At 58.7% G+C, this 23,467-nt stretch carries 22 protein-coding genes; 17 read left to right on the plus strand and 5 right to left on the minus strand.

All coding sequences use genetic code 11. From position 1 onward, the window contains the following. Positions 1–9: 9 nt before the first annotated feature. Positions 10–369: a 6-carboxytetrahydropterin synthase QueD gene (gene queD, locus ACR6AS_RS14450; RefSeq protein WP_128086326.1), complete on the minus strand. Its 360-nt coding sequence runs from the start codon at positions 367–369 to the stop codon at positions 10–12. Between the two features lie 298 nt (positions 370–667). Between queD and cysJ the strand changes: the two genes are divergently transcribed. From cysJ to ACR6AS_RS14465, 3 genes are read left to right on the plus strand one after another with little or no spacing between them, the layout of a single operon-like run. Beyond that, a complete protein-coding gene (gene cysJ / locus ACR6AS_RS14455; RefSeq protein ID WP_111141625.1) occupies positions 668–2,473 on the plus strand; it encodes an NADPH-dependent assimilatory sulfite reductase flavoprotein subunit in 1,806 nt (601 codons plus the stop codon). Then, positions 2,473–4,194 carry an assimilatory sulfite reductase (NADPH) hemoprotein subunit gene (gene cysI, locus ACR6AS_RS14460; RefSeq protein WP_434162627.1) on the plus strand — a complete coding sequence of 574 codons (1,722 nt, stop codon included), beginning with the start codon at positions 2,473–2,475 and terminating at the stop codon, positions 4,192–4,194. Before cysJ ends, cysI begins: the two co-directional genes overlap by 1 nt. Then, positions 4,191–4,925 carry a phosphoadenylyl-sulfate reductase gene (locus tag ACR6AS_RS14465; RefSeq protein ID WP_293770354.1) on the plus strand — a complete coding sequence of 245 codons (735 nt, stop codon included), beginning with the start codon at positions 4,191–4,193 and terminating at the stop codon, positions 4,923–4,925. Before cysI ends, ACR6AS_RS14465 begins: the two co-directional genes overlap by 4 nt. 71 nt (positions 4,926–4,996) lie before the next feature. Here ACR6AS_RS14465 and ACR6AS_RS14470 read toward each other — a convergent pair whose 3' ends face one another. Both ACR6AS_RS14470 and ACR6AS_RS14475 read right to left on the minus strand, forming a co-directional pair. Next, positions 4,997–5,281 (minus strand): YciI family protein, encoded by a 285-nt coding sequence (locus ACR6AS_RS14470; protein ID WP_111141631.1) that lies wholly within the window; start codon positions 5,279–5,281, stop codon positions 4,997–4,999. Positions 5,282–5,290: 9 nt separating this feature from the next. Next, positions 5,291–6,304: an aminopeptidase gene (locus ACR6AS_RS14475; RefSeq protein WP_111141633.1), complete on the minus strand. Its 1,014-nt coding sequence runs from the start codon at positions 6,302–6,304 to the stop codon at positions 5,291–5,293. Positions 6,305–6,670: 366 nt separating this feature from the next. Between ACR6AS_RS14475 and cysG the strand changes: the two genes are divergently transcribed. The 13 genes from cysG to rpoS all read left to right on the plus strand — a co-directional run bounded on the left by cysG (position 6,671) and on the right by rpoS (position 18,042). Continuing rightward, on the plus strand, positions 6,671–8,086 hold the full coding sequence (gene cysG / locus ACR6AS_RS14480) for a siroheme synthase CysG (protein WP_434162631.1): 1,416 nt from the start codon (positions 6,671–6,673) through the stop codon (positions 8,084–8,086). Positions 8,087–8,095: 9 nt separating this feature from the next. Then, entirely contained in the window at positions 8,096–9,004 is a 909-nt protein-coding gene (gene cysD / locus ACR6AS_RS14485; protein ID WP_111141637.1) for a sulfate adenylyltransferase subunit CysD, read from the plus strand. 11 nt (positions 9,005–9,015) lie between these two features. Continuing rightward, positions 9,016–10,443: a sulfate adenylyltransferase subunit CysN gene (gene cysN / locus ACR6AS_RS14490; protein WP_111141639.1), complete on the plus strand. Its 1,428-nt coding sequence runs from the start codon at positions 9,016–9,018 to the stop codon at positions 10,441–10,443. Continuing rightward, positions 10,443–11,048 (plus strand): adenylyl-sulfate kinase, encoded by a 606-nt coding sequence (gene cysC, locus ACR6AS_RS14495; RefSeq protein WP_434162633.1) that lies wholly within the window; start codon positions 10,443–10,445, stop codon positions 11,046–11,048. The genes cysN and cysC overlap by 1 nt, the downstream gene beginning before the upstream one ends. A gap of 54 nt (positions 11,049–11,102) precedes the next feature. Further along, entirely contained in the window at positions 11,103–11,423 is a 321-nt protein-coding gene (locus ACR6AS_RS14500; protein WP_418803383.1) for a DUF3561 family protein, read from the plus strand. Positions 11,424–11,599: 176 nt separating this feature from the next. Beyond that, positions 11,600–11,917: a cell division protein FtsB gene (ftsB, locus tag ACR6AS_RS14505; protein ID WP_111141653.1), complete on the plus strand. Its 318-nt coding sequence runs from the start codon at positions 11,600–11,602 to the stop codon at positions 11,915–11,917. Between the two features lie 3 nt (positions 11,918–11,920). Next, entirely contained in the window at positions 11,921–12,637 is a 717-nt protein-coding gene (ispD, locus tag ACR6AS_RS14510; protein WP_111141645.1) for a 2-C-methyl-D-erythritol 4-phosphate cytidylyltransferase, read from the plus strand. Then, positions 12,637–13,119 (plus strand): 2-C-methyl-D-erythritol 2,4-cyclodiphosphate synthase, encoded by a 483-nt coding sequence (ispF, locus tag ACR6AS_RS14515; RefSeq protein WP_293770465.1) that lies wholly within the window; start codon positions 12,637–12,639, stop codon positions 13,117–13,119. The genes ispD and ispF overlap by 1 nt, the downstream gene beginning before the upstream one ends. Next, on the plus strand, positions 13,116–14,156 hold the full coding sequence (gene truD, locus ACR6AS_RS14520) for a tRNA pseudouridine(13) synthase TruD (protein WP_111141647.1): 1,041 nt from the start codon (positions 13,116–13,118) through the stop codon (positions 14,154–14,156). The genes ispF and truD overlap by 4 nt, the downstream gene beginning before the upstream one ends. A gap of 191 nt (positions 14,157–14,347) precedes the next feature. Beyond that, positions 14,348–15,109, plus strand: a complete 762-nt coding sequence (surE, locus tag ACR6AS_RS14525; protein WP_367395787.1) for a 5'/3'-nucleotidase SurE — start codon at positions 14,348–14,350, stop codon at positions 15,107–15,109. Then, the gene (locus ACR6AS_RS14530; protein WP_293770342.1) at positions 15,103–15,729 is read left to right on the plus strand and encodes a protein-L-isoaspartate(D-aspartate) O-methyltransferase; all 627 of its coding nucleotides are present in this window, start codon (positions 15,103–15,105) and stop codon (positions 15,727–15,729) included. The genes surE and ACR6AS_RS14530 overlap by 7 nt, the downstream gene beginning before the upstream one ends. Before the next feature lie 162 nt (positions 15,730–15,891). Further along, entirely contained in the window at positions 15,892–16,992 is a 1,101-nt protein-coding gene (nlpD, locus tag ACR6AS_RS14535) for a murein hydrolase activator NlpD (protein ID WP_111142180.1), read from the plus strand. A gap of 57 nt (positions 16,993–17,049) precedes the next feature. Then, complete coding sequence (gene rpoS / locus ACR6AS_RS14540) at positions 17,050–18,042, plus strand: RNA polymerase sigma factor RpoS (RefSeq protein ID WP_009086923.1); 993 nt, start codon at positions 17,050–17,052, stop codon at positions 18,040–18,042. A gap of 140 nt (positions 18,043–18,182) precedes the next feature. Here rpoS and mutS read toward each other — a convergent pair whose 3' ends face one another. Both mutS and narL read right to left on the minus strand, forming a co-directional pair. Beyond that, positions 18,183–20,744 (minus strand): DNA mismatch repair protein MutS, encoded by a 2,562-nt coding sequence (mutS, locus tag ACR6AS_RS14545; RefSeq protein ID WP_111142181.1) that lies wholly within the window; start codon positions 20,742–20,744, stop codon positions 18,183–18,185. 308 nt (positions 20,745–21,052) lie between these two features. Beyond that, positions 21,053–21,700 carry a two-component system response regulator NarL gene (narL, locus tag ACR6AS_RS14550; protein WP_293770337.1) on the minus strand — a complete coding sequence of 216 codons (648 nt, stop codon included), beginning with the start codon at positions 21,698–21,700 and terminating at the stop codon, positions 21,053–21,055. 316 nt (positions 21,701–22,016) lie between these two features. Between narL and ACR6AS_RS14555 the strand changes: the two genes are divergently transcribed. Next, positions 22,017–23,408 (plus strand): NarK family nitrate/nitrite MFS transporter, encoded by a 1,392-nt coding sequence (locus tag ACR6AS_RS14555; RefSeq protein WP_293770335.1) that lies wholly within the window; start codon positions 22,017–22,019, stop codon positions 23,406–23,408. The last annotated feature ends 59 nt before the right edge of the window (positions 23,409–23,467 follow it).

The following is a 23,467-nucleotide window of genomic DNA, read 5'->3' on the forward strand; positions in this document are numbered from 1 at the left end:
CCGACAGGGTTAGCCGCGGTAAACGCAGCCTGCAGTGCAGGTTTCTTTGATCATAACCGCGGTTAACAGCGGCAGCTGCGGCTTCATCTGATCCCAGATCCATCTGGCCAGCACTTCGCTGGTGGGATTTTCCAGGCCGGGAATCTCATTCAGGTAGTAGTGATCCAGACGATCATAGACCGGCTTAAACGCCGCTTTTAATTCAGCAAAATCCATTACCCAGCCGGTATGCGCATCCACTTCGCCGGTGATCTCCAGACGAACCAGGAACGAGTGACCGTGCAGACGGCCACATTTGTGTCCGGCCGGCACATTCGGTAAATGGTGCGCGGCTTCGAACTGGAACTCTTTAAACAGGGTGGTAGACATAGTGGTTCTCAGACATTTAAAAACCGCTGGATTCTACCTGATTAGCGCTTTTTTCGCACCCGCATAGCACAAAGCGTCTCTTTTCCCGCCGCACCGCCTGCGGGTGCCCAGCTAATTAACTGATATATCACCGCTTTAATTACCACTTTTAGCGATTAGGCCTATCTGGAAAACCACTTAGTCATTTTGGTTATTTGATATGTCGAAGGTGTATTTAATCGTTAATATACAGCCCGGTAACCTACGTACTCTTCCGCCATTTACGGTCCGGACTTCTGATACTGGAATTTTTTACGCGATGACGACTCAGGCACCTGGTTCAATGCTTCCGCTCTCCCCGGAACAACTCGCCCGCTTACAGGCGGCGACGACAGATTATTCCCCGACTCAACTGGCGTGGCTGTCAGGCTATTTCTGGGGCCGGGTGGAACAGACCCCGGGCAGCGCCGTCGCCAGCCCGCCACCCGCCGCGGTCGAAGCGCCAGCCATTACGCTGCTCTCCGCCTCGCAGACGGGCAATGCCCGCCGACTGGCTGAGCAGCTGCGCGATGACCTGCTGGCCGCGAAGCTGAACGTCAGCCTGGTGAATGCCGGGGATTACAAGTTCAAACAGATTGGCCAGGAGAAGCTGCTGGTCGTCGTGACCTCCACCCAGGGTGAAGGCGAGCCGCCGGAAGAGGCGGTGGCGCTGCATAAATTCCTGATGTCGAAGAAGGCACCAAAAATGGAGGGTGCGGCCTTTGCCGTTTTTGGCCTGGGCGATACCTCCTACGAATTCTTCAGTCAGGCAGGCAAGGATTTCGACAGCCGCCTGGCCGAGCTGGGCGCCGAGCGTCTGCTGGATCGGGTCGATGCCGATGTCGAGTATGCGGATCAGGCCATCGCCTGGCGCAGCGCGCTGACGGCGATCCTGAAACAGCGGGTGCCCGCCGAATCGCCCGCCCAGGCGACGGCGACCGCCGCAGGCAGCGTCAACGAAGTCACCACCAGCCCTTACAGCAAAGAGTCACCGCTCAGCGCAAGCCTGGCGGTGAACCAGAAGATCACCGGCCGTGATTCCGACAAAGATGTGCGCCATATCGAAATCGATCTGGGCGACTCGGGTCTGCGCTACCAGCCTGGCGATGCGCTGGGCGTCTGGTATGAAAACGATGCGGCGCTGGTCAGCGAACTGCTGGAACTGGTCTGGCTGAAAGGCGATGAGCCGGTCGCGGTGAATGGTGTCACGCTGCCGCTGGCAGAGGCGCTGCAGAAACATTTTGAACTGACGGTGAACACCGCACAGATCGTAGCGCAGTATGCTCAGCTGTCGAAAGATGCTGAGCTGCTGTCGCTGGTGGATGATAAAGCGCGCCTGCAGCAGTATGCGCAGCGCTATCCGATCGTGGATATGGTGCGTCTGGCCCCGGCTGAACTTACCGCTGAACAGCTGACCACGCTGCTGCGTCCGCTGACGCCGCGACTCTACTCTATCGCCTCATCCCAGGCGGAAACCGACAGCGAAGTGCACATCACCGTCGGTGCCGTTCGCTTCGATATCGAAGGTCGTCAGCGCGGCGGCGGGGCCTCCACCTGGCTGGCCGATCGCATCGAAGAAGAGGGCGAGGTCCGCGTCTTTATCGAACACAACGACAATTTCCGCCTGCCAGCCAATCCGGATGCACCCGTGATCATGATCGGCCCGGGCACCGGCATCGCCCCGTTCCGCGCCTTTATGCAGCAGCGCGACAACGACGGTGCCAGCGGTAAAAACTGGCTATTCTTTGGTAATCCGCACTTCACGGAGGACTTCCTCTATCAGGTGGAGTGGCAGAAATATGTGAAGGATGGTCTGCTGACCCACATCGACCTCGCCTGGTCACGCGATCAGGCCGAAAAGATTTACGTTCAGGATAAGATCCGCGCGAAAGGGGCGGAAGTGTGGCGCTGGATTGAAGAGGGCGCACACCTTTACGTATGCGGTGACGCAAATCGTATGGCAAAAGACGTCGAGCAGGCACTGCTGGATGTGGTGGTCGAACACGGCGGAATGGATCGTGAAGCGGCCGACGAATTTTTAAGTGAGCTGCGCATTGAGCGCCGTTATCAGCGAGACGTTTACTAATGAGCGATAAACACCCTGGACCGCTGGTTGTAGAAGGCAAACTGTCAGATGCCGAGCGTCTGAAGAAGCAGAGCAACTATCTGCGTGGCACTATTAAAGAAGATCTGGAAGAGGGCCTGACCGGCGGCTTTACCGGCGATAACTTCCTGCTAATCCGTTTTCACGGCATGTACCAGCAGGATGACCGCGATATCCGTGCCGAGCGCGCTGAGCAGAAGCTGGAGCCGCGTCACGCCATGATGCTGCGCTGCCGTCTGCCGGGCGGCATCATTACGCCAACGCAGTGGCTGGCTATCGACAAATTCGCCACCGATAAAACGATTTATGGCAGCATCCGTCTGACGAACCGTCAGACCTTTCAGTTCCACGGTATTCTGAAGAAGAACGTGAAGCCGACGCACCAGATGCTGCACGAAGTGGGGCTGGATGCGCTGGCGACCGCCAACGACGTGAACCGTAACGTGCTCTGTACCTCAAACCCGGTGGAGTCAGAGCTGCATCAGGAAGCGTATGAGTGGGCGAAGAAGCTCTCTGAGCATCTGCTGCCGCGCACCCGCGCCTATGCGGAGATCTGGTGGGATCAGGAAAAAGTCGCGACCACCGATGAGGAGCCGATCCTCGGCGAAACTTATCTGCCGCGTAAATTCAAAACGACCGTCGTGATCCCGCCGCATAACGATGTGGATCTGCACGCCAACGATCTGAACTTTGTCGCCGTTGCCGAGCAGGGCAGGCTGACAGGCTTTAACCTGCTGGTCGGTGGCGGGCTGTCAATTGAGCACGGCAACAAAGCTACGTATGCCCGCACCGCCAGTGAGTTTGGCTACTTCCCGGCAGAGAAGATCCTGGATGTGGCCGCCGCGGTCGTCACGACGCAGCGCGACTGGGGTAACCGTACCGATCGTAAAAACGCTAAGACCAAATACACTCTGGAGCGCGTTGGCGTCGAAACCTTTAAAGCGGAAGTCGAGAAGCGCGCAGGCGTGACCTTTGAACCGATCCGCCCCTATGAGCTCACCACCCGTGGCGATCGCATTGGCTGGATTAAAGGCATCGACAATAAATGGCACCTGACGCTGTTTATCGAAAACGGCCGCCTGCTCGACTATCCGGGCCGTCCGCTGAAAAGCGGGATTGCGGAAATTGCGAAAATCCATCAGGGCGATTTCCGCCTGACCGCCAACCAGAACCTGATTGTGGCAGGCGTGCCGGAAAGTGAAAAAGCGACGATTGAAGCGATTGCCCGTGAACATGGTCTGATGGAGCAGGTGACGCCGCAGCGTGAAAACTCCATGGCCTGTGTGGCCTTCCCGACCTGTCCGCTGGCGATGGCGGAAGCTGAGCGCTTCCTGCCTGCGTTCGTGACCAAAGTCGAAGAGATTATGCATGCGCATGGTGTGGGTGATGAGCACATTGTGTTACGCGTCACCGGTTGTCCTAACGGCTGTGGCCGTGCCATGCTGGCAGAGCTGGGCCTGGTGGGTAAAGCGCCGGGGCGTTACAACCTGCACCTGGGCGGTAACCGCATCGGGACGCGCATCCCCCGTATGTATCGGGAAAACATTAACGAAAGCGAAATTCTCGCCACCATTGATGAGCTGGTGGGACGCTGGGCCACCGAACGCCAGGCCGCGGAAGGCTTTGGTGACTTCACCATCCGCGCAGGCATTGTTGCGCCGGTGCTGGACCCGGCACGCGATTTCTGGGAGGAAGCAAAATGAGTCAGCCCGACCTCGCCGCACTGAATGCGATGTCTAAGGTCCAGCGCGCAATGGCGCTGGCCGCGACCAATGCGCAGCTGGAGAAAGCCTCAGCGGAAGAGCGGGTCAGCTGGGCGCTGGAGAATCTGCCGGGTGCCTATGTGCTCTCGTCCAGCTTCGGGATTCAGGCCGCGGTGTCGCTGCATCTGGTGACGCGTCAGCAGCCCAATATCCCGGTGATCCTGACGGACACTGGCTATCTCTTCCCGGAGACCTATCGTTTTATTGATGAGCTGGCCGACCAGCTCAATCTCAACCTCAAAGTTTTCCGCGCCGACACCTCACCGGCCTGGCAGGAAGCGCGCTACGGCAAACTGTGGGAGCAGGGCGTAGAGGGGATTGAGAAATATAACGAGATCAACAAGGTTGAGCCGATGAACCGCGCGCTGGAGACGCTGGGTGCGCAGACCTGGTTTGCCGGCTTACGACGCGATCAGTCCGGCAGCCGGGCCAATCTGCCGGTGCTGGGCGTGCAGCGTGGCGTCTTTAAGCTGCTGCCGATCATCGACTGGGACAACCGTCAGATTCATCAGTATCTGGAGCAGCACAAGCTGAAGTACCATCCGCTGTGGGATGAGGGCTATCTCTCCGTGGGCGATACCCATACCACCCGCAAGTGGGAACCGGGTATGGCAGAGGAGGAGACGCGCTTCTTCGGGCTGAAACGCGAGTGCGGCCTGCACGAAGGGTGATGCTGCGCTTCTCTCCCGCTGCGGGAGAGAAGCCCTGAACGGCCCTGCGCCCGACGCATGGCCGTTCGCCGCTAAATCCCGCTTAGTGCGGCAAAGGCGTCCGCTGACCGGGTCACATTAACCTTCGTCACCTCATACTGCGCCACGGCGACAAACGGATCTTCCGCCAGAATCGCATCCAGCCGCTCCCGTTCGATATCCCTGACCAGCAGCATACCGCCGGTGCGCGGATCTTTGCGGCCTGCCGCGATAAACACCTCTGCCGCAAAATAGCGGTCAAGCCAGTCAATATGGGGGGCCAGCAGGGCTTCCACCTCCTCAACCGGACGAACATAGTTCAGAAAGACCACGTACATGTCAGATCCTTACACTTTGGGGTTGGCCAGTTCGCTGATCAGCGGCAGCAGCACGCGCACGCTGTCGCGGGTTCGCAACGCTATCTGGCCCGGCAGCCAGCGGTCAAGATAGCTCAGGTTATCCAGATCGGTCTGATGACGGGTGACGCCATCCGGAAAGTGACGGCTGCGATGACGCTGGATACCGCCATCTTTGTTACCCAGCGCCCGGTTGCTGGCGGTCACATCCAGCAGCGGGAAGCCCGCCCGGTCAAAGGCATTCGGGCCTTTAAAATCGTTGTGGCTGATCTGATAGCTGGCCGCCGGGATACCCTGCTGACGCGCCAGCACCAGCGCGCGTTCGCTGGTCTGCTTGCGCACGACGCGTGGCGTGTTCATGCCGCTGTTGAAATAGAGATGATCGCCGGTGATCAGGCTGTTCAGATCGATCACCAGCAGCGTGTTTTTCTTTTCACGCGCGCTCATCCGCGCAACATAATCGTCCATACCGTGCAGGTCCGACTCCCCGGCGCTCAGCGCCACAAAGCGTATGCCGTAGTGCAGCGGTTTATGGCTCAGCTGCTGGGCCAGCTCCAGCATCACCCCCAGGCCCGAGGCGTTATCGTCGACACCCTGCAGGCGTAAGCCGCCCAGGTTACGGCGGGCCTGACTGCTGTTTTGCGGCGTCCAGGTATCGAGATGCGCCACGATCAGGATTTCCTGCGGCACGCTGCCTGCGCGTGCGGCAATGACCGAGGTGGCCGTGAGCTTATGCCAGCGCTGCGTGCCGTCATCCTCCTGCCACCTGTAGCCGGTGTTGAACTGCCGGGTATTAGTCTGATAACCCAGTGCGGAGAATTGCTGCTGCAGATAGTCCGCTGCCATCAGCTCCGCCGGGCTGCCGCTCATCCGGCCGGGGAAGAGGGTGGCGATGTGCCGGACCTGCTGCTCGGCAAACTGACCGGCTGGCAGCGCCAGCGCCAGCGGAGAAATGAGTGCGCCAAACAAAACTGTCGCTACCCTCAAGCGGAGGGAACAAAACATAGTGCATCCTTTTTTTTCGTTATCCGGGAGCCGTGCTGTGTGCGGGTCACGGCCCGTCACGCCGGACGCATTATACTCCTTTTGTTCCGCTATCTGGTGAGTGGATTCGGGCGCTGAGGCCGCCGCTCAGCACGGCGTGCTATTACTGCTGGCACTTATCTGCTTTTGGCCAGGCGCCGGGGCGCCTGAATCTGTGAACCGTTTCACGAAAAAGCCATTAAATTTCATCTCTTAAGATCAATTTGTTCTGTGCTTTGCGGGGGCTTTATTCCATTCGGTAACTACTCATTCCAATTCGTAATTTCATCTGCCTGAACCCCGCGACGTATAGTCCCGTTAATACAAAGTTAAAACATCAGGGTTAACGTGAACTATCTGCCTCTTTTTGCCGATCTCTCTGGCCGCCCGGTTCTGGTTGTCGGCGGTGGAGATATTGCGGCGCGTAAAATTGAACTGCTGCGCCGCGCGCGCGCGCATATTCAGATCGCGTCCCGTGAGCTCTGCCCTGAACTGCAGGCACTGCTGGATGAGCAGGCGCTGGAGTGGGTGGCGACAGAATTTGATCCGGCCCAGCTGGATAACGTCTTTCTGGTGATTGCCGCCACCGACGATAACGCACTCAATACCCGGGTTTTCGAAGCCGCTAATGCGCGGCATAAGCTGGTCAACGTGGTCGATGACCAGCCGAAATGCACCTTTATCTTCCCTTCGATTGTTGACCGCTCACCACTGGTGGTGGCGATCTCCTCCAGCGGCACCGCACCGGTGCTGGCCCGTATGCTGCGCGAAAAAATCGAAACGCTGCTGCCCGCCAGTCTGGGACAGATGGCGGAGGTGGCCGGACTCTGGCGCGATAAGGTCAAACAGCGCTTCAGCCGCATGTCTGACCGTCGCCGCTTCTGGGAACGCGCCTTTGAGGGGCAGTTTGCCAGCCAGATGTCCGCCGGCAATGTGGAAGAGGCGAAACAGACGCTGGATCGTGAACTTCAGGCCGAACCCACCCGTCAGGGCGAGATCTTCCTGGTGGGCGCGGGCCCGGGCGACAGCGGCCTGCTGACGCTGCGCGGGCTGCAGGTGATGCAGCTGGCCGACGTGGTGCTGTATGACCATCTGGTCAGTGAAGAGGTGCTGGATCTGGTGCGCCGCGATGCCGACCGCATCTGCGTCGGCAAACGCGCCAGCGCCCATACGCTGCCGCAGGACGAGATCAACCAGCTGCTGGTTTCCCTGGCGCTTAAGGGTAAGCGGGTCGTGCGGCTCAAGGGGGGAGATCCCTTTATCTTTGGCCGCGGTGGCGAAGAGCTGCAGGCGGCACAGCAGGCGGGTGTTCCCTTCCAAGTGGTGCCGGGCGTTACGGCCGCCGCAGGCGCAACGGCCTATGCCGGTATTCCGCTGACGCATCGCGACTACGCGCAGAGCGTAATGTTTATCACCGGTCACTGCCGCCCGGACGGGCATGACATCGACTGGCCATCGCTGGCGCGTGCGCGTCAGACGCTGGCGATCTATATGGGTACCGTGAAGGCGGCCGCGATCAGCGAAGCGTTAATCACGCACGGTGGTGCGCCATCCACGCCGGTAGCGGTCATCAGCCGCGGTACCCGCCAGGATCAGCAGGTGCTGACCGGCACCTTAGAACAACTTGAGGCGCTGGCCGCCTCAGCACCCACTCCGGCGCTGCTGGTGATTGGAGAGGTGGTCAATCTGCACGGGCAACTCGCCTGGTTTAAACATTCGGCACAGCAGGGGACTCGCGAGTCCGCCGTTGTCAATCTGGCTTGAGGGAAAATCATGGACCAAAAACGACTCACTCATCTGCGTCAGCTGGAGGCGGAGAGTATCCATATCATTCGCGAAGTGGCGGCGGAGTTCAGCAATCCGGTGATGATGTATTCCATCGGTAAAGATTCGTCCGTCATGCTGCATCTGGCGCGCAAAGCCTTCTACCCCGGCACGCTGCCATTCCCGCTGCTGCATGTGGATACCGGCTGGAAATTCCGTGAAATGTACGAATTCCGTGACCGCACCGTGAAGGCGATGGGCGCAGAGCTGCTGGTTCACCGCAACCCGGAAGGCGTGGCGATGGGGATCAACCCCTTTGTCCACGGCAGTGCCAAACACACGGACATCATGAAGACCGAAGGGCTGAAGCAGGCGCTGAACAAATATGGTTTTGATGCGGCCTTTGGCGGCGCACGTCGTGACGAAGAGAAGTCTCGCGCGAAAGAGCGTATCTACTCCTTCCGCGACCGTTTCCACCGCTGGGACCCGAAAAACCAGCGTCCTGAGCTGTGGCACAACTACAACGGTCAGATCAACAAAGGCGAAAGCATTCGCGTCTTCCCGCTGTCGAACTGGACCGAACTGGATATCTGGCAGTACATCTTCCTGGAAAACATCGAGATCGTGCCGCTCTATCTCGCCGCACCGCGTCCGGTGCTGGAGCGTGATGGCATGCTGATGATGATCGATGACGATCGCATCAACCTGCAGCCGGGCGAGGAGATCACCGAACGGATGGTGCGTTTCCGTACGCTGGGCTGCTGGCCGCTGACCGGCGCCGTAGAGTCGGAGGCGCAGACGCTGCCGGAGATCATCGAAGAGATGCTGGTTTCCACCACCAGCGAGCGTCAGGGCCGCGTGATCGATCGCGATCAGTCCGGTTCGATGGAACTGAAAAAACGTCAGGGTTATTTCTAAGGAGACGCCAGATGAATACCGTAATTGCACAACAGATTGCCGACCAGGGCGGCGTTGAAGCCTGGCTGACCGCGCAGCAACACAAAAGCCTGCTGCGTTTTCTGACCTGCGGCAGCGTGGACGATGGAAAAAGTACCCTGATCGGTCGTCTGCTGCATGACACCCGTCAGATCTATGAAGATCAGCTCTCCTCGCTGCACAACGACAGCAAGCGTCACGGCACCCAGGGTGAGAAGCTGGATCTGGCACTGCTGGTGGATGGCCTGCAGGCGGAGCGTGAGCAGGGCATTACCATCGATGTGGCCTACCGCTACTTCTCAACCGAAAAGCGTAAATTTATCATCGCCGACACGCCGGGCCACGAGCAGTACACCCGTAACATGGCGACCGGCGCTTCAACCTGTGACCTGGCGATCCTGCTGATCGACGCGCGCAAAGGCGTGCTGGATCAGACCCGCCGTCACAGCTTTATCTCGACGCTGCTGGGGATCAAACATCTGGTCGTGGCGATCAACAAGATGGATCTGGTGGAGTACAGCCAGGAACGCTTCGAACAGATCAAACAGGATTACCTCGATTTTGCGGCCCAGTTGCCGGAGGATCTCGACATCCGCTTTGTGCCGATGTCGGCGCTGGAAGGGGACAACGTCGCCTCTGCCAGCCAGACCATGCCGTGGTACAGCGGCCCGACGCTGCTGGATGTGCTGGAAACCGTGGAGCTGAAGCGCGTCGTCGATCATCAGCCAATGCGGTTCCCGGTGCAGTACGTCAACCGTCCGAACCTGGATTTCCGTGGCTATGCCGGTACGCTGGCGTCGGGCAGCGTGCAGGTGGGACAGCGTGTGAAAGTGCTGCCTTCCGGCGTCGAGTCCACCGTTGCGCGCATCGTCACCTTTGATGGCGATCTGCAGGAAGCGGGCGCTGGCGAGGCGATCACGCTGGTGCTGCAGGATGAGATTGATATCAGCCGCGGCGATCTGCTGGTTGACGCTGGTGAAACGCTGACGGCGGTTCAGTCGGCCAGCGTTGACGTGGTCTGGATGGCAGAGCAGCCGCTGCAGGCCGGTCAGAGCTACGACCTGAAAATCGCCGGTAAAAAGAGCCGTGGCCGGGTGGAAAAGGTGCTGCATCAGGTTGAGATCAACTCGCTGGAGACGCATCAGGTCGATGCGCTGCCGCTGAACGGCATCGGTCGCGTTGAGATCACCTTTGATGAGCCGATGGTGCTCGACAGCTATCAGCAGAACCCGGTAACCGGCGGCATGATCTTTGTCGATCGCCTGAGCAACGTCACCGTCGGGGCTGGCATGATCCATCAGCCGCACCTGGATGCGCCGGTTAACAGCGGTGAGTTCAGCGCCTTTGAACTGGAACTGAATGCGCTGGTGCGCCGCCACTTCCCGCACTGGAATGCGCGTGATCTGCTGGGCGGTCAGTAATGGCCGTGCATGATGAGAACGTGGTGTGGCATGATCATCCGGTGACCCGCGCCTCACGCGAGCAGCAGCATGGCCATCAGGGGGTGGTGCTGTGGTTTACCGGGCTGTCTGGCTCGGGTAAATCGACCGTTGCGGGCGCGCTGGAGCAGGCGCTGCATCGCATCGGCGTCAGCACCTATCTGCTGGACGGTGATAACGTGCGTCACGGCCTCTGCCGTGACCTCGGTTTCAGCGATGATGACCGCAAAGAGAATATCCGGCGGGTCGGCGAAGTGGCGAAACTGATGGTGGATGCCGGGCTGGTAGTGCTGACGGCCTTTATCTCGCCGCATCGCGCCGAGCGGCAGATGGTGCGCGATCTGCTGGAACCGGGGCAGTTTATCGAGGTGTTTGTTGATACGCCGCTGGCGGTGTGTGAAGCACGCGATCCCAAAGGGCTCTATCGAAAAGCGCGCGCCGGTGAACTGCGTAATTTTACCGGCATTGACAGCGTTTACGAGGCACCGGACAGCCCGGAAATCCTGCTGGATGGCGAACAATTGGTTACAAAACTGGCGGCCCAATTGTTAGACCTGCTGCGCGACCGCGATATCATCAGATCCTGAAGAGACAGCGGCAGATCGCTTCTGATTTGCCGCCCTCGTGCCAACAGGATGCCTATGCAGAACATTACCCCAATGCTCGCCCGTAAAGATGACGCCTCCCGTGATGAGCCGCGCTCATTGCTGCCGGGTGGCGTAATCGGCTTTCTCGCTTACTGGTGCGCGCTGGCGATCCCTTTCCTGCTGTTCGGCTCTAACACGCTGTTTTTCTTTCTTTATACCTGGCCATTCTTTCTGGCGCTGCTGCCGGTTGCCGTGGTCACAGGTATTGCACTGAACACGCTGCTCAGCGGTCAGTGGCTCTGGGCTGCGCTCGCCACGGTATTTATCGTGGTGACGCTCTTCTGGCTGATGTTCTCTTTTCTTTCCGGCTGGTAACGCCTCTCTCCGCCTGCACTGATGTGCAAACGCATCGGCAGGTTACAAATCTTTTCCCTAAGAATCGGCACTGATTCATATTTTGCGCAGACACAGCGCAAAGCGCGCCATTTTCGCCGCTGGTGTGGAGTCCTTGGCAAAGTTATGGGATGATTGGGCCGTTTTTAGGGGGCGGGATGGGAAAACTGACGTTACTGTTACTGGTGCTGCTGGGCTGGCTGCAATATTCGTTGTGGCTGGGGAAAAATGGCATCCATGACTATACGCGCGTCAATGATGATGTCGCGGTGCAACAGGCAAACAATGCCAAACTGAAATCGCGCAACGATCAGCTGTTTGCCGAAATTGACGATCTCAATGGCGGCTCGGAAGCGATCGAGGAGCGTGCACGCAATGAACTGGGCATGATTAAGCCCGGTGAGACTTTCTATCGTCTGGTGCCTGACCAGAACAAACGCAACGCGCAACTCTCTGCGCAAAACCAACAACGATAAAACATGAACACTCTGGCCTCCCTTGCGGATGTGATTGCCGTGGTGCCCGCTGCCGGGATCGGCAGCCGCATGCAGGCAACCTGTCCGAAGCAGTATCTGACGATTGGTCAGCACACCCTTCTGGAACACAGCATTGCCCGTCTGTTTTCCCATCCTGCTATCCGACAGGTTATTGTCGCCCTCAGCCCCGACGATCAGTACTTCAGTTCACTGCCGCTGGCCCAGGATCCGCGTGTGCTCCGGGTGACGGGCGGTGAGACGCGTGCTGAATCGGTGCTGGCTGGCTTACAGGCCGCTCAGGGTTCCGCGTGGGTGCTGGTCCATGACGCCGCGCGTCCCTGCCTGCATCCCGACGATCTTCAGCAACTGCTGAATGTGCGTCAGCAGAGTCACGTCGGCGGCATTCTGGCCGCGCCGGTGCGCGACACCATGAAACGGGGCGAGCCGGGCAAAGCGGCGGTCGCCCACACGGTGGAACGCGATGACCTCTGGCACGCCTTAACGCCGCAGTTCTTCCCGCATGCGCTGCTTACCGCCTGCCTGACGCGGGCGCTGGCCGAAGGTGCCACCATCACCGATGAAGCCTCGGCGCTGGAGTACTGTGGCTACCATCCGCTGCTGGTCAGCGGACGCAGCGATAACATCAAAGTCACCCGGCCAGAAGATCTGGCGCTGGCGGCATTTTATCTCAGTCAGATTCAATTAAAGGAGAGCGCATGATGCGTATCGGTCACGGTTTTGACGTTCACGCCTTTGGCGGAGAAGGTCCGTTAGTGATTGGCGGTGTGCGGATCCCATTTGAGCACGGTTTTATCGCCCATTCGGATGGTGATGTGGCGCTGCATGCGCTCACTGACGCTCTGCTGGGGGCCGTCGCGATGGGCGATATCGGCAAACTGTTTCCCGACACCGATCCCGCCTTTAAAGGCGCGGACAGCCGGGGCCTGCTGCGCGAGGCCTGGCGTCGTATCGAAGCCAAAGGCTATCGCATCGGCAATGTGGACGTCACGATTATCGCGCAGGCACCTAAAATGCTGCCGCATGTGCCGCAGATGCGAATCAATATTGCAGAAGATCTGGGCTGCCATATGGATGCGGTCAACGTGAAAGCCACCACCACCGAAAAGCTGGGCTTTACCGGGCGCGGTGAAGGGATCGCCTGCGAGGCGGTGGCCTTACTGTTGAAAGCAGACAGCCAATGAATCTGACTTACCTGCACGGTGCGCCCGCCGCCTCTGGCGTCATCAAGGCGAAGCCGGAAGACTTTGTGGTGGTGGAAGATCTGGGTTATGGCCCGGATGGGGAAGGTGAGCATCTGCTGGTGCGCATCCGGAAAGTAGGGGCTAACACCCGCTTCGTGGCGGAAGCGCTGGCAAAATATCTTGGCGTACCTGCGCGCGATCTCAGCTATGCCGGAATGAAAGACCGCCACGCGGTAACAGAGCAGACACTCTGTTTTCGTCTGCCGGGCAATACCATGCCCGATCTGCGCGGTTTCGCGCTGGAAGGCGTAGAGATTCTGCAGGCGGTACGTCACAAGCGTAAGCTGCGCATCGGTGCGCTGGCAGGCAACGCCTTCCGGCTGGTCATTCGTGAAATCAGCGACCGTGATGCCGTTGAAACCCGGCTGGCGCAGATCTGCGCGGCGGGCGTGCCGAACTATTTCGGTGAGCAGCGTTTTGGTCGCGGTGGTAACAATCTCGCGATGGCGCAGAAGTGGGCGCGCAATGAGATCACCCTGCGCGACCGCAACAAACGCAGCCTGATGCTCTCTGTCGCGCGCAGTGCGCTGTTTAATCAGGTGACCAGCGCACGTCTGCAGCAGCAGGGTGGACTGACTCAGGTGCTCAACGGCGATGCACTGCAGCTGACCGGGCGCGGCAGCTGGTTTGTCGCCCAGCCCGATGAGCTGGCTGAGTCGCAGCGCCGGGTCAACCAGCATGAGCTGCGCATTACCGCGCCGCTGCCGGGGCGGGGCGAGCCAGGCCCGCAGGCGGAGGCGCTGGCCTTTGAACAGCAGGCACTGGCGGATGCCACGCTGCTGACCGGACTGCTCGAACGCGAGAAAGTGGACGCCGCACGCCGCGCGATGCTGGTGGTGCCGCGCGATATGCAGTGGCACTGGCAGGATGCGGCGACACTGGCGCTGGCGTTCTGGCTGCCCGCCGGCAGCTTTGCCACCAGCGTTGTCCGGGAACTGCTGACTTACGCGGACTCGCCCGACCAGCCTGATGAATAAGCATTGCCGCAACCTGACCCGCTGTGTGGGTAATGTTGCGGCAAACCCCCGTCGTCCTGTGATTTACGCCTACCACTTCCTCGCGTGCCTCGCTAGAATGCAAAAATCGCTGTCCATGTCCCACCTGTCGCCATGCCGTTCAGACAGGTTCAGTTACAGCGACCAGTCGAATAAAAAAAGGTCAGAACGAAATGCGGATATTGCTCAGCAACGATGACGGCATTCATGCGCCAGGGATTCAGACTCTGGCGAAAGCCCTGCGGCAGATTGCTGACGTGCAGGTGGTTGCCCCCGATCGTAACCGAAGCGGTGCCTCGAACTCATTAACCCTGGAAACGCCTCTGCGCACCTTTACCCATGAAAACGGCGATATCGCGGTTCAGATGGGCACGCCGACCGATTGTGTCTATCTGGGGGTGAATGCACTGATGCAGCCGCGTCCCGATATTGTGGTGTCAGGCATTAACGCCGGTCCCAATCTGGGTGATGATGTGATCTACTCCGGCACGGTGGCGGCCGCGATGGAGGGGCGGCATCTTGGCTTACCGGCCATTGCGGTGTCGCTGAACGGCCACGAGCACTACGCGACGGCGGCGGCGGTGGTCTGCGCCATCCTCAGGGCGCTGACCCATGAACCGCTGCGCACGGGCCGTATTCTCAATATCAACGTTCCCGATTTGCCACTGGCAGAGCTTAAAGGCATCCGCGTTACGCGCTGCGGCAGCCGTCATCCTGCCGATCAGGTGATTGCCCAGCAGGATCCGCGCGGCAATACCCTCTACTGGATTGGCCCGCCCGGCGAACAGCTGGATGCGGGGCCGGATACGGATTTCGCCGCCGTGGATCAGGGCTACGTGTCTGTCACCGCGCTGCACGTCGACTTAACGGCGCACAGCGCGCAGGATGTGCTCAGCGACTGGCTGACCAAAGCTGAGGTAAACCTGGCATGGTGAACCGGCGTATCGAGACATTGCTGTCACAACTGCGTCAGCAGGGCATCGACGATGAAAATCTGCTGAAGGCCATGAGTGACGTGCCGCGTGAGCGTTTTATCGACGAGGCGTTTGAGCACAAAGCCTGGGACAATGTTGCTCTGCCTATCGGCTCCGGACAGACGATTTCTCAGCCCTATATGGTGGCGCGAATGACCGCACTGCTGGCGCTAAATCCGCATTCGCGGGTGCTGGAGATTGGCACCGGCTCCGGCTATCAGACGGCGATTCTGGCCCATCTGGTCGATCACGTCTATTCCGTGGAGCGCATTAAAGGGCTGCAGTGGCAGGCTAAACGCCGTCTCAAGCAGCTGGATCTGCATAATGTCTCCACCCGCCACGGCGATGGCTGGCAGGGCTGGCCGTCGCGTGGCCCGTTCGATGCCATTATCGTCACGGCGGCACCGCCGGAAATTCCGATTGCGCTGATAGCACAACTGGCAGAAGGCGGCATTATGGTGCTGCCGGTTGGCGAGGATCAGCAGGTACTGAAGCGCCTGCGTCGTCAGGGTGAAGATGTCGTGGAGGAGATCATCGAGCCGGTGCGTTTTGTGCCTCTGGTACAGGGCGATCTGGCCTGACCTTCTACGTATTTCTTCACAACTGTTTCATGGCACCACGTAGCTGATGTTGTTACTATCCGGTTTATTCAATAAAAACGCAGATTTTACCGCGCCATGCAGAGCATTCTGCTGGCAGGTACAGTGAAACACACAGAACAGCGCTGCCATCACGGGGGATTAATGAGCACGGGAAGCACACTTTTTCAGTTACGCCGTCTGGCGGCTCTTTCACTGGTAGGTTTCTGGCTGGCAGGATGCAGCTCTGGCGACAATTCTCAGGCGCCCATCAGTCGCGTCGGCGATGATGGCGGCATGCTGAATAGCCAGTCGGGCGGAGGCCAGGTTTCGGGTGGTATTCCTGCCGCACCCACTCAGGGACAAATGTTAAGCAGAAATTCAGCATCTGCCCCAGCCAGCGGTGGAATGATTAGTACCAGCAATAATGTTGAGACGCAGAATGGCCGTATAGTGTACAACCGCAGTTACCAGAATATTCCCAAGGGTAGCTACTCCGGTGAAACTTATACCGTTAAGCGCGGAGACACATTGTTTTACATTGCCTGGATTACCGGCAACGATTTCCGCGATTTAGCCCAGCGCAACAACGTTCCTGCGCCATACAGCCTGAATGTCGGACAGACTTTACAGATTGGAAATGGGTCGGGCCAGCCGATTACCGGTGGAAATTCCATTACCGCTGCTGATGCAACGCAGGGCGGGGTTCCGGCGGCACCACAAATTAAATCTCCTGCTGTTGCACAGCAACCTGTTATTACGTATTCTGATGATTCGGGAACTTCGGGTGGCAGCAAACTGTTGCCTTCGAAAGGAGCAAATGTTGCAACGACAACAGCTCCAGTGATTACCGCACCCCCTACGGTTAGCAGCACAACCAACAGTTCAACGCCGGTCGGAAGCTGGCGCTGGCCGACTGATGGGAAGATTATCGATAACTTCTCTGCCGCCGAAGGTGGCAATAAAGGCATCGATATCGCCGGGACACGCGGACAATCTGTGGTTGCCACGGCTTCAGGACGCGTGGTGTACGCAGGTAACGCACTCCGGGGTTACGGTAATTTAATCATCATTAAACACAATGATGATTACCTGAGCGCCTACGCCCACAACGATACAATGCTGGTCCGGGAACAACAGGAAGTTAAGGCGGGGCAAAAGATCGCTACCATGGGTAGCACCGGAACCAGTTCAGTCAGATTACATTTTGAAATTCGTTACAAGGGGAAATCCGTAAACCCGTTGCGTTATTTACCGCAGCGATAATCCGGCAGAACACAACAGCTTTATGTTCTGCCCTGGAATCACGGGTAGGAGCCGCTTATGAGCCAGAATACGCTGAAAGTAAACGAGTTACATGAGAACGCGGAATTCGATGAGAACGGAGCTGAAATTTTTGACGAGAAGGCTCTCGTTGAAAACGAAGCCAGTGATAGCGACGTAGCGGAAGAGGAGTTGCTATCACAGGGTGCGACGCAGCGTGTCTTAGATGCGACGCAGCTCTATCTTGGGGAGATTGGCTATTCTCCGTTGTTAACGGCAGAGGAAGAAGTGTTCTTCGCTCGCCGTGCATTGCGGGGTGATATCCCTTCCCGTCGCCGTATGATTGAAAGTAACTTACGCCTGGTGGTAAAAATCGCCCGTCGTTACAGCAATCGTGGTTTAGCCCTGCTGGACCTGATTGAAGAAGGTAACCTCGGGCTGATTCGCGCCGTTGAGAAATTTGACCCGGAGCGCGGGTTCCGTTTTTCAACGTATGCCACCTGGTGGATTCGTCAGACTATTGAACGGGCGATCATGAATCAAACCCGTACCATTCGTCTGCCGATTCACATCGTGAAAGAACTGAATGTTTATCTGCGTACTGCGCGTGAACTTTCGCACAAGCTTGACCATGAGCCGAGTGCGGAAGAGATCGCTGAGCAGCTGGATAAACCGGTTGATGATGTAAGCCGCATGTTGCGTCTCAACGAACGCATCACCTCAGTCGATACGCCGTTAGGCGGAGATTCTGAGAAAGCGCTGCTGGATATTCTGGCCGATGAAAAAGACAACGGCCCGGAAGACACCACGCAGGACGATGATATGAAACAAAGCATCGTCAAATGGCTGTTCGAACTGAACGCCAAGCAGCGTGAAGTGCTGGCACGTCGCTTCGGCCTGTTAGGCTATGAAGCTGCAACGCTGGAGGATGTGGGTCGTGAAATCGGCTTAACCCGCGAGCGTGTACGTCAGATTCAGGTTGAAGGTTTGCGCCGTCTGCGCGAAATCCTGCAGGCGCAGGGCCTCAACATTGAAGCACTCTTTCGTGAATAATCGTCACTAAGCCATTCGGCTGACTGACGCGAAAAGCGGTGGTGAAAACCACCGCTTTTTTTATGCCTGCGGAAAAGTGAGACGTGATCGGAAGGCGGAAAGCAGGGAAGAACCGCACCGCATGGCGGCGCGGCAGAGTGTCAGACCAGCGACTTAAGACGGTAAATCCAGTCGAGAGCCTGACGCGGTGTCAGCGTATCCGGGTCCAGTGCTTCCAGCGCCTCTACGGCAGGCGATGTCTCCTCAACCAGCAGCGGCAGCTGAGACCCATCCACGGTCGAGGACGCGGCGTGGCCGGACACCGTTTCCAGCTCCTTCAGCTTGTTCCGCGCCCGCTTAATCACCTCTTTGGGCACGCCAGCCAGCGCGGCCACGGCCAGACCATAGCTCTTACTCGCCGCGCCATCCTGTACGCTGTGCATAAAGGCGATCGTCTCTCCATGCTCGACGGCATCCAGATGGACGTTGACGACGCCCTCCATTTTTTCCGGCAGGGTGGTCAGCTCAAAGTAGTGCGTAGCAAACAGCGTCATGGCCTTGATGCGGTTGGCCAGGTTCTCGGCGCAGGCCCAGGCCAGCGACAGACCGTCATAGGTTGAGGTGCCACGGCCAATCTCATCCATCAGCACCAAACTGTTTTCGGTGGCGTTGTGCAGGATGTTGGCGGTTTCCGTCATCTCTACCATAAAGGTCGAACGGCCGGAGGCCAGGTCATCAGCCGCCCCGACGCGGGTAAAGATGCGGTCCAGCGGGCCAATCAGCGCCTCATCGGCGGGCACAAAACTTCCCGTCCAGGCCATCAGCGCAATCAGCGCCGCCTGCCGCATATAGGTACTTTTACCGCCCATATTGGGCCCGGTAATAATCAGCATCCTGCGCTGAGGCGCCAGCGACAGCGGGTTGGCAATAAACGGCTCTTTCAGCACCTGTTCAACCACAGGATGGCGACCGCCGCTGATTTTAATCCCGGCTTTATCCTGTAATACCGGACGGCAATAGTTAAGCGTCCAGGCGCGTTCCGCCAGGTTGCTTAGCACATCCAGCTCAGCCAGCGCCGCTGCACTCAGCTGCAGATCTTCAAGATGGGGCAGCAGCTGGTCGAACAGCGCCTCATAGAGACTTTTTTCCAGCGACAGGGCTTTGCCTTTGGAGGTGAGAACTTTGTCTTCATACTCCTTGAGTTCCGGAATGATGTAGCGCTCGGCATTTTTCAGCGTCTGACGGCGTACATAGTGCATCGGAACCTGATGGCTCTGCCCGCGGCTGACCTGGATGTAATAGCCGTGTACGCCGTTAAATCCGACCTTCAGGGTATCCAGCCCCAGCTTCTCGCGCTCACGGACCTCCAGCCTGTCGAGGTAGTCGGTGGCACCATCGGCCAGCGCGCGCCACTCATCCAGCTCCGCGTTGTAGCCGGGGGCAATTACGCCGCCGTCGCGGATCAGCACCGGCGGTGACTCGATAACCGCCTGCTCCAGCAGCTCGCGCAGTGCGGCAAACTCGCCCATGCGGGTACGCAGCTTCTGCAGCAGAGGAGCCTGCACATCGGCCAGCAGCCGGTTAAGTTCCGGCAATTGCTGGAAAGCGTGACGCATACGGGCCAGATCGCGCGGGCGGGCGGTGCGCAGAGCCAGACGAGCCAGAATACGCTCCAAGTCGCCAACCTGACGCAGCACCGGTTGCAGTGCTTCGCTGAGGTTCTGCAGCTCGGCAATCGACGCCTGGCGCTGGGTGATCGTCTCCACATCACGCAGCGGCATATGCAGCCAGCGCTTCAGCATCCGGCTTCCCATTGGCGTGACCGTTTTATCCAGCACGGCCGCCAGAGTATTGTCGGTGCCGCCTGCCATGTTCTGAGTGATCTCCAGATTACGGCGGGTGGCGGCATCCATGATAATGCTGTCCTGCTGCCGCTCCATGCTGAGTGAGCGGATATGGGGCAGCGTGGTGCGCTGCGTATCTTTGGCATACTGCAACAGGCAGCCCGCCGCGCTCAGTCCCAGGTGCGCACTCTCCACGCCGAAGCCGTTAAGATCGCGGGTGCCGAACTGCAGATTAAGCTGCTGACGCGCGGTATCGATCTCAAACTCCCACAGCGGACGGCGGCGCAGGCCGCGTCGCTGGTCGATCAGTGACATCGCCTGAAAATCTTCGGGGTAGAGCAGCTCCGCGGGATTGGTGCGCTGCAGCTCGGCCGCCATGGTTTCGGCATCGGCGGGTTCGCTCAGGCGAAAGCGGCCTGAACTGATGTCCAGAGTGGCGTAGCCAAAACCGCGCGGGCTCTGCACAATCGCCGCCAGCAGATTGTCATGCCGCTCCTGCAACAGCGCCTCATCACTGATAGTGCCGGGGGTCACGATGCGCACCACTTTGCGCTCAACCGGCCCTTTGCTCAGCGCCGGATCGCCGATCTGTTCGCAGATGGCAACCGATTCACCCAGCTGCACCAGCTTAGCCAGATAGCCTTCAACCGCATGATGGGGCACACCAGCCATCGGAATCGGTTCACCTGCGGATGCACCGCGTTTGGTGAGTGAGATCTCCAGCAGTTGTGAGGCGCGCTTAGCGTCGTCATAAAACAGCTCGTAGAAGTCACCCATCCGGTAAAACAGCAGAATGTCAGGATGCTCTGCCTTGAGGCGCAGGTACTGCTGCATCATTGGCGTATGAGAAGGAAAGTCCTTTTCGGTTGGCTCTTGCATAAGGTTTTAACTCATCTTTGCTGCGGTAAAGTTCTGGCGGTCAACGCCCATGAAACCGAAAGGGATTAGCGTCGGCGCGCAGGATGACCCGATGATAACGAATAGGGCAGGGCATATGCCAGCCTGACGCGGTGCTGCGATCCTGACCGGGTGAAACCTGACAGGCATCCTGGCAAATGTGGCGGCGGCTGGCGACAGAAAAGTCGCGGTTTTCACCTCCCTGCGCGATTGCTGCGAGACGGCTCGCGGTTTATGCCGCCATTCAGCGAGCCAGACCGCCACAGGATTGCTTCAGGGCGTGGTCCCGGTCAGTGCAGCCCGTTCTGCAACGCCCAGACAGCGGCTTCGAGCCGGGATTTGAGGTTCATCTTCTTCAGCAGGTATTTGACGTGAACCTTGACGGTGCTTTCGCTGATCGCCAGTTTGCGGGCAATGGCTTTGTTCGTCATCCCGTCACTGATCAGTTGCAGAATGTCCCGTTCACGCCGGGTCAGCTGACTGATGTCGCGCGGCCGCGCAGGCTGCGCTTCACGCAGTCGGGCAACCAGAATCGGCGTCAGCGCCTCACTCAGGACAATCTGACCGGCCGCCGCCTGATACAGGGCTTTCAGCAGGGCTTCCGGCTCCATATCTTTCAGCAGATATCCGTCAGCGCCGCGCTTCAGTGCGCTGACGACATCCTCCTCGTTATCTGAGACGCTGAACACCACCACCCGACCGGACAGGGCCATTTCGCGTAACTGCGTCAGGACATCCAGACCGTTCAGACCGGGCATGTTGAGATCGAGCAGGATCAGGTCAGGATCGTGCTGCTGAGCCAGCGCCAGCCCCTCGGTGCCGTTACCGGCTTCGGCCACCACCTGCAGTCGCGGATCCAGTTCCGTCAGCTGCTTCAGCCCGCTACGCAGCATGGGATGATCGTCAATCAATAAGAGCGTGTATTTCTCAGCCGTCACAATCTCTCCTGTTTCTGTCAGACCGCCAGCGTCGCGCAGACGACGAGGCCTATTTTAACGGGGAAGCAGGGAGGCCACATACCCCCAAAGGACTACTCCTTTATTTCCATCTGACCCTCCCCCGGCGGGGGCGGTGGAGAGGTGCGTTTAAACCTTATGATTTATAAGGATTATCGTTTTCCGGTCCGCTACTTAACCGGGACGAGCCGGGGCGGCGGCGCGCGGGTAACCTGCCTTGCCGTTGATTTGTGTCAAGCAAGCGGGCAGGACGGATACGCAGGATATGCACAATTATTATTCTGCTGATGAGAGATCTATGACCCAATCTGCCCCTTTGCAAACCCCGACGCGCGGCGCCTTAATTCAGGACTGGCAGCCGGAAAATGAAGCGTTCTGGCAGGCGCGTGGTAAACGTATCGCCAGCCGTAATCTGTGGATTTCTGTGTTCTGCCTGCTGCTGGGCTTCTGCGTCTGGATGCTGTTCAGCACCGTTGCGGTTAACCTGAATAAAGTTGGCTTTAACTTCAGCACAGAACAGCTCTTTTTGCTGACCGCGCTGCCTTCTGTCTCCGGGGCGCTGCTGCGGGTGCCTTACTCTTTCGTCATTCCCATCTTCGGCGGACGCCGCTGGACCGCTTTCAGTACCGGTATCCTGATCATCCCCTGCCTGTGGCTCGGCTTCGCCGTGCAGGACAGTCAGACCTCCTTCGCAACGTTTATGGTAATTGCCCTGCTGTGCGGCTTCGGCGGCGCAAACTTCGCCTCCAGCATGGGTAACATCAGTTTCTTCTTCCCCAAAGCCCATCAGGGCGGCGCGCTGGGCATCAACGGCGGGCTGGGCAACCTCGGCGTCAGCGTGATGCAGTTCGTCGCACCGCTGGCGATCTCCTGCGCGATTTTTGCGTTTGCGGATAAAGGCCACGCTACCGTCGCCGGTGAGAGTATCTGGCTGGAAAACGCCGCCTGGATCTGGGTGCCGTTCCTGGCGGTCGGCACACTCGCGGCCTGGTTTGGCATGAACGATCTGGCGGCGGCGAAATCTTCGCTGCGTGAACAGCTGCCAGTGCTGAAACGGCCGCACCTGTGGGTGATGGCGCTGCTCTATCTGGCGACGTTCGGATCCTTTATCGGCTTTTCTGCCGGTTTTGCCATGCTGACCAAAACCCAGTTCCCTGGCGTGGTGATCATGCATTACGCCTTTTTCGGGCCGTTTATCGGCGCGCTGGCGCGTTCCGCAGGCGGCATCATTTCTGACCGTTTTGGTGGTACGCGCGTCACCCTGATCAACTACGTGCTGATGGCGCTGTTTGCCGCGCTGCTGTTCCTGACGCTGCCGGGTGACGGACACGAAGGCTCGTTCATCGCCTTTTTCGCCATTTTTATGGGCCTGTTCCTGACCTCCGGTCTGGGCAGCGGCTCTACCTATCAGATGATTGCGGTCATCTTCCGCAAACTGACGCTGGAACGCATCAAAGCCGAAGGCGGTGACGATGCGCTGGCTCAGCGTGAAGCGGCAACCGAGACCTCGGCGGCGCTGGGCTTTATCTCTGCGATCGGTGCGCTGGGCGGCTTCTTTATCCCGCAGACCTTTGGCCTGTCGCTCGCTATGACCGGCTCACCTGCCGGCGCAATGAAAATCTTCCTGGTCTTCTATCTCTGCTGCATCGCGGTGACCTGGCTGGTTTACGGGCGAAAAGCGCGCGCCTGATAACAACAAGGCCGGTGTGGCGCACCGGCACCATTTTCCTTTCTGTGTCGCGACAGATA

It is taken from the genome of Pantoea phosphatilytica (assembly GCF_051025615.1).
Classification (GTDB): domain Bacteria; phylum Pseudomonadota; class Gammaproteobacteria; order Enterobacterales; family Enterobacteriaceae; genus Pantoea.

What these genes read in the sequence shown, in the direction of transcription:
- queD (WP_128086326.1), bottom strand. Translation starts at nt 369, where the DNA reads ATGTCTACCACCCTGTTTAAAGAGTTCCAGTTCGAAGCCGCGCACCAT.
- cysJ (WP_111141625.1), top strand. Translation starts at nt 668, where the DNA reads ATGACGACTCAGGCACCTGGTTCAATGCTTCCGCTCTCCCCGGAACAA.
- cysI (WP_434162627.1), top strand. Translation starts at nt 2,473, where the DNA reads ATGAGCGATAAACACCCTGGACCGCTGGTTGTAGAAGGCAAACTGTCA.
- ACR6AS_RS14465 (WP_293770354.1), top strand. Translation starts at nt 4,191, where the DNA reads ATGAGTCAGCCCGACCTCGCCGCACTGAATGCGATGTCTAAGGTCCAG.
- ACR6AS_RS14470 (WP_111141631.1), bottom strand. Translation starts at nt 5,281, where the DNA reads ATGTACGTGGTCTTTCTGAACTATGTTCGTCCGGTTGAGGAGGTGGAA.
- ACR6AS_RS14475 (WP_111141633.1), bottom strand. Translation starts at nt 6,304, where the DNA reads ATGTTTTGTTCCCTCCGCTTGAGGGTAGCGACAGTTTTGTTTGGCGCA.
- cysD (WP_111141637.1), top strand. Translation starts at nt 8,096, where the DNA reads ATGGACCAAAAACGACTCACTCATCTGCGTCAGCTGGAGGCGGAGAGT.
- cysN (WP_111141639.1), top strand. Translation starts at nt 9,016, where the DNA reads ATGAATACCGTAATTGCACAACAGATTGCCGACCAGGGCGGCGTTGAA.
- cysC (WP_434162633.1), top strand. Translation starts at nt 10,443, where the DNA reads ATGGCCGTGCATGATGAGAACGTGGTGTGGCATGATCATCCGGTGACC.
- ACR6AS_RS14500 (WP_418803383.1), top strand. Translation starts at nt 11,103, where the DNA reads ATGCAGAACATTACCCCAATGCTCGCCCGTAAAGATGACGCCTCCCGT.
- ftsB (WP_111141653.1), top strand. Translation starts at nt 11,600, where the DNA reads ATGGGAAAACTGACGTTACTGTTACTGGTGCTGCTGGGCTGGCTGCAA.
- ispD (WP_111141645.1), top strand. Translation starts at nt 11,921, where the DNA reads ATGAACACTCTGGCCTCCCTTGCGGATGTGATTGCCGTGGTGCCCGCT.
- ispF (WP_293770465.1), top strand. Translation starts at nt 12,637, where the DNA reads ATGCGTATCGGTCACGGTTTTGACGTTCACGCCTTTGGCGGAGAAGGT.
- truD (WP_111141647.1), top strand. Translation starts at nt 13,116, where the DNA reads ATGAATCTGACTTACCTGCACGGTGCGCCCGCCGCCTCTGGCGTCATC.
- surE (WP_367395787.1), top strand. Translation starts at nt 14,348, where the DNA reads ATGCGGATATTGCTCAGCAACGATGACGGCATTCATGCGCCAGGGATT.
- ACR6AS_RS14530 (WP_293770342.1), top strand. Translation starts at nt 15,103, where the DNA reads ATGGTGAACCGGCGTATCGAGACATTGCTGTCACAACTGCGTCAGCAG.
- nlpD (WP_111142180.1), top strand. Translation starts at nt 15,892, where the DNA reads ATGAGCACGGGAAGCACACTTTTTCAGTTACGCCGTCTGGCGGCTCTT.
- rpoS (WP_009086923.1), top strand. Translation starts at nt 17,050, where the DNA reads ATGAGCCAGAATACGCTGAAAGTAAACGAGTTACATGAGAACGCGGAA.
- mutS (WP_111142181.1), bottom strand. Translation starts at nt 20,744, where the DNA reads ATGCAAGAGCCAACCGAAAAGGACTTTCCTTCTCATACGCCAATGATG.
- ACR6AS_RS14555 (WP_293770335.1), top strand. Translation starts at nt 22,017, where the DNA reads ATGACCCAATCTGCCCCTTTGCAAACCCCGACGCGCGGCGCCTTAATT.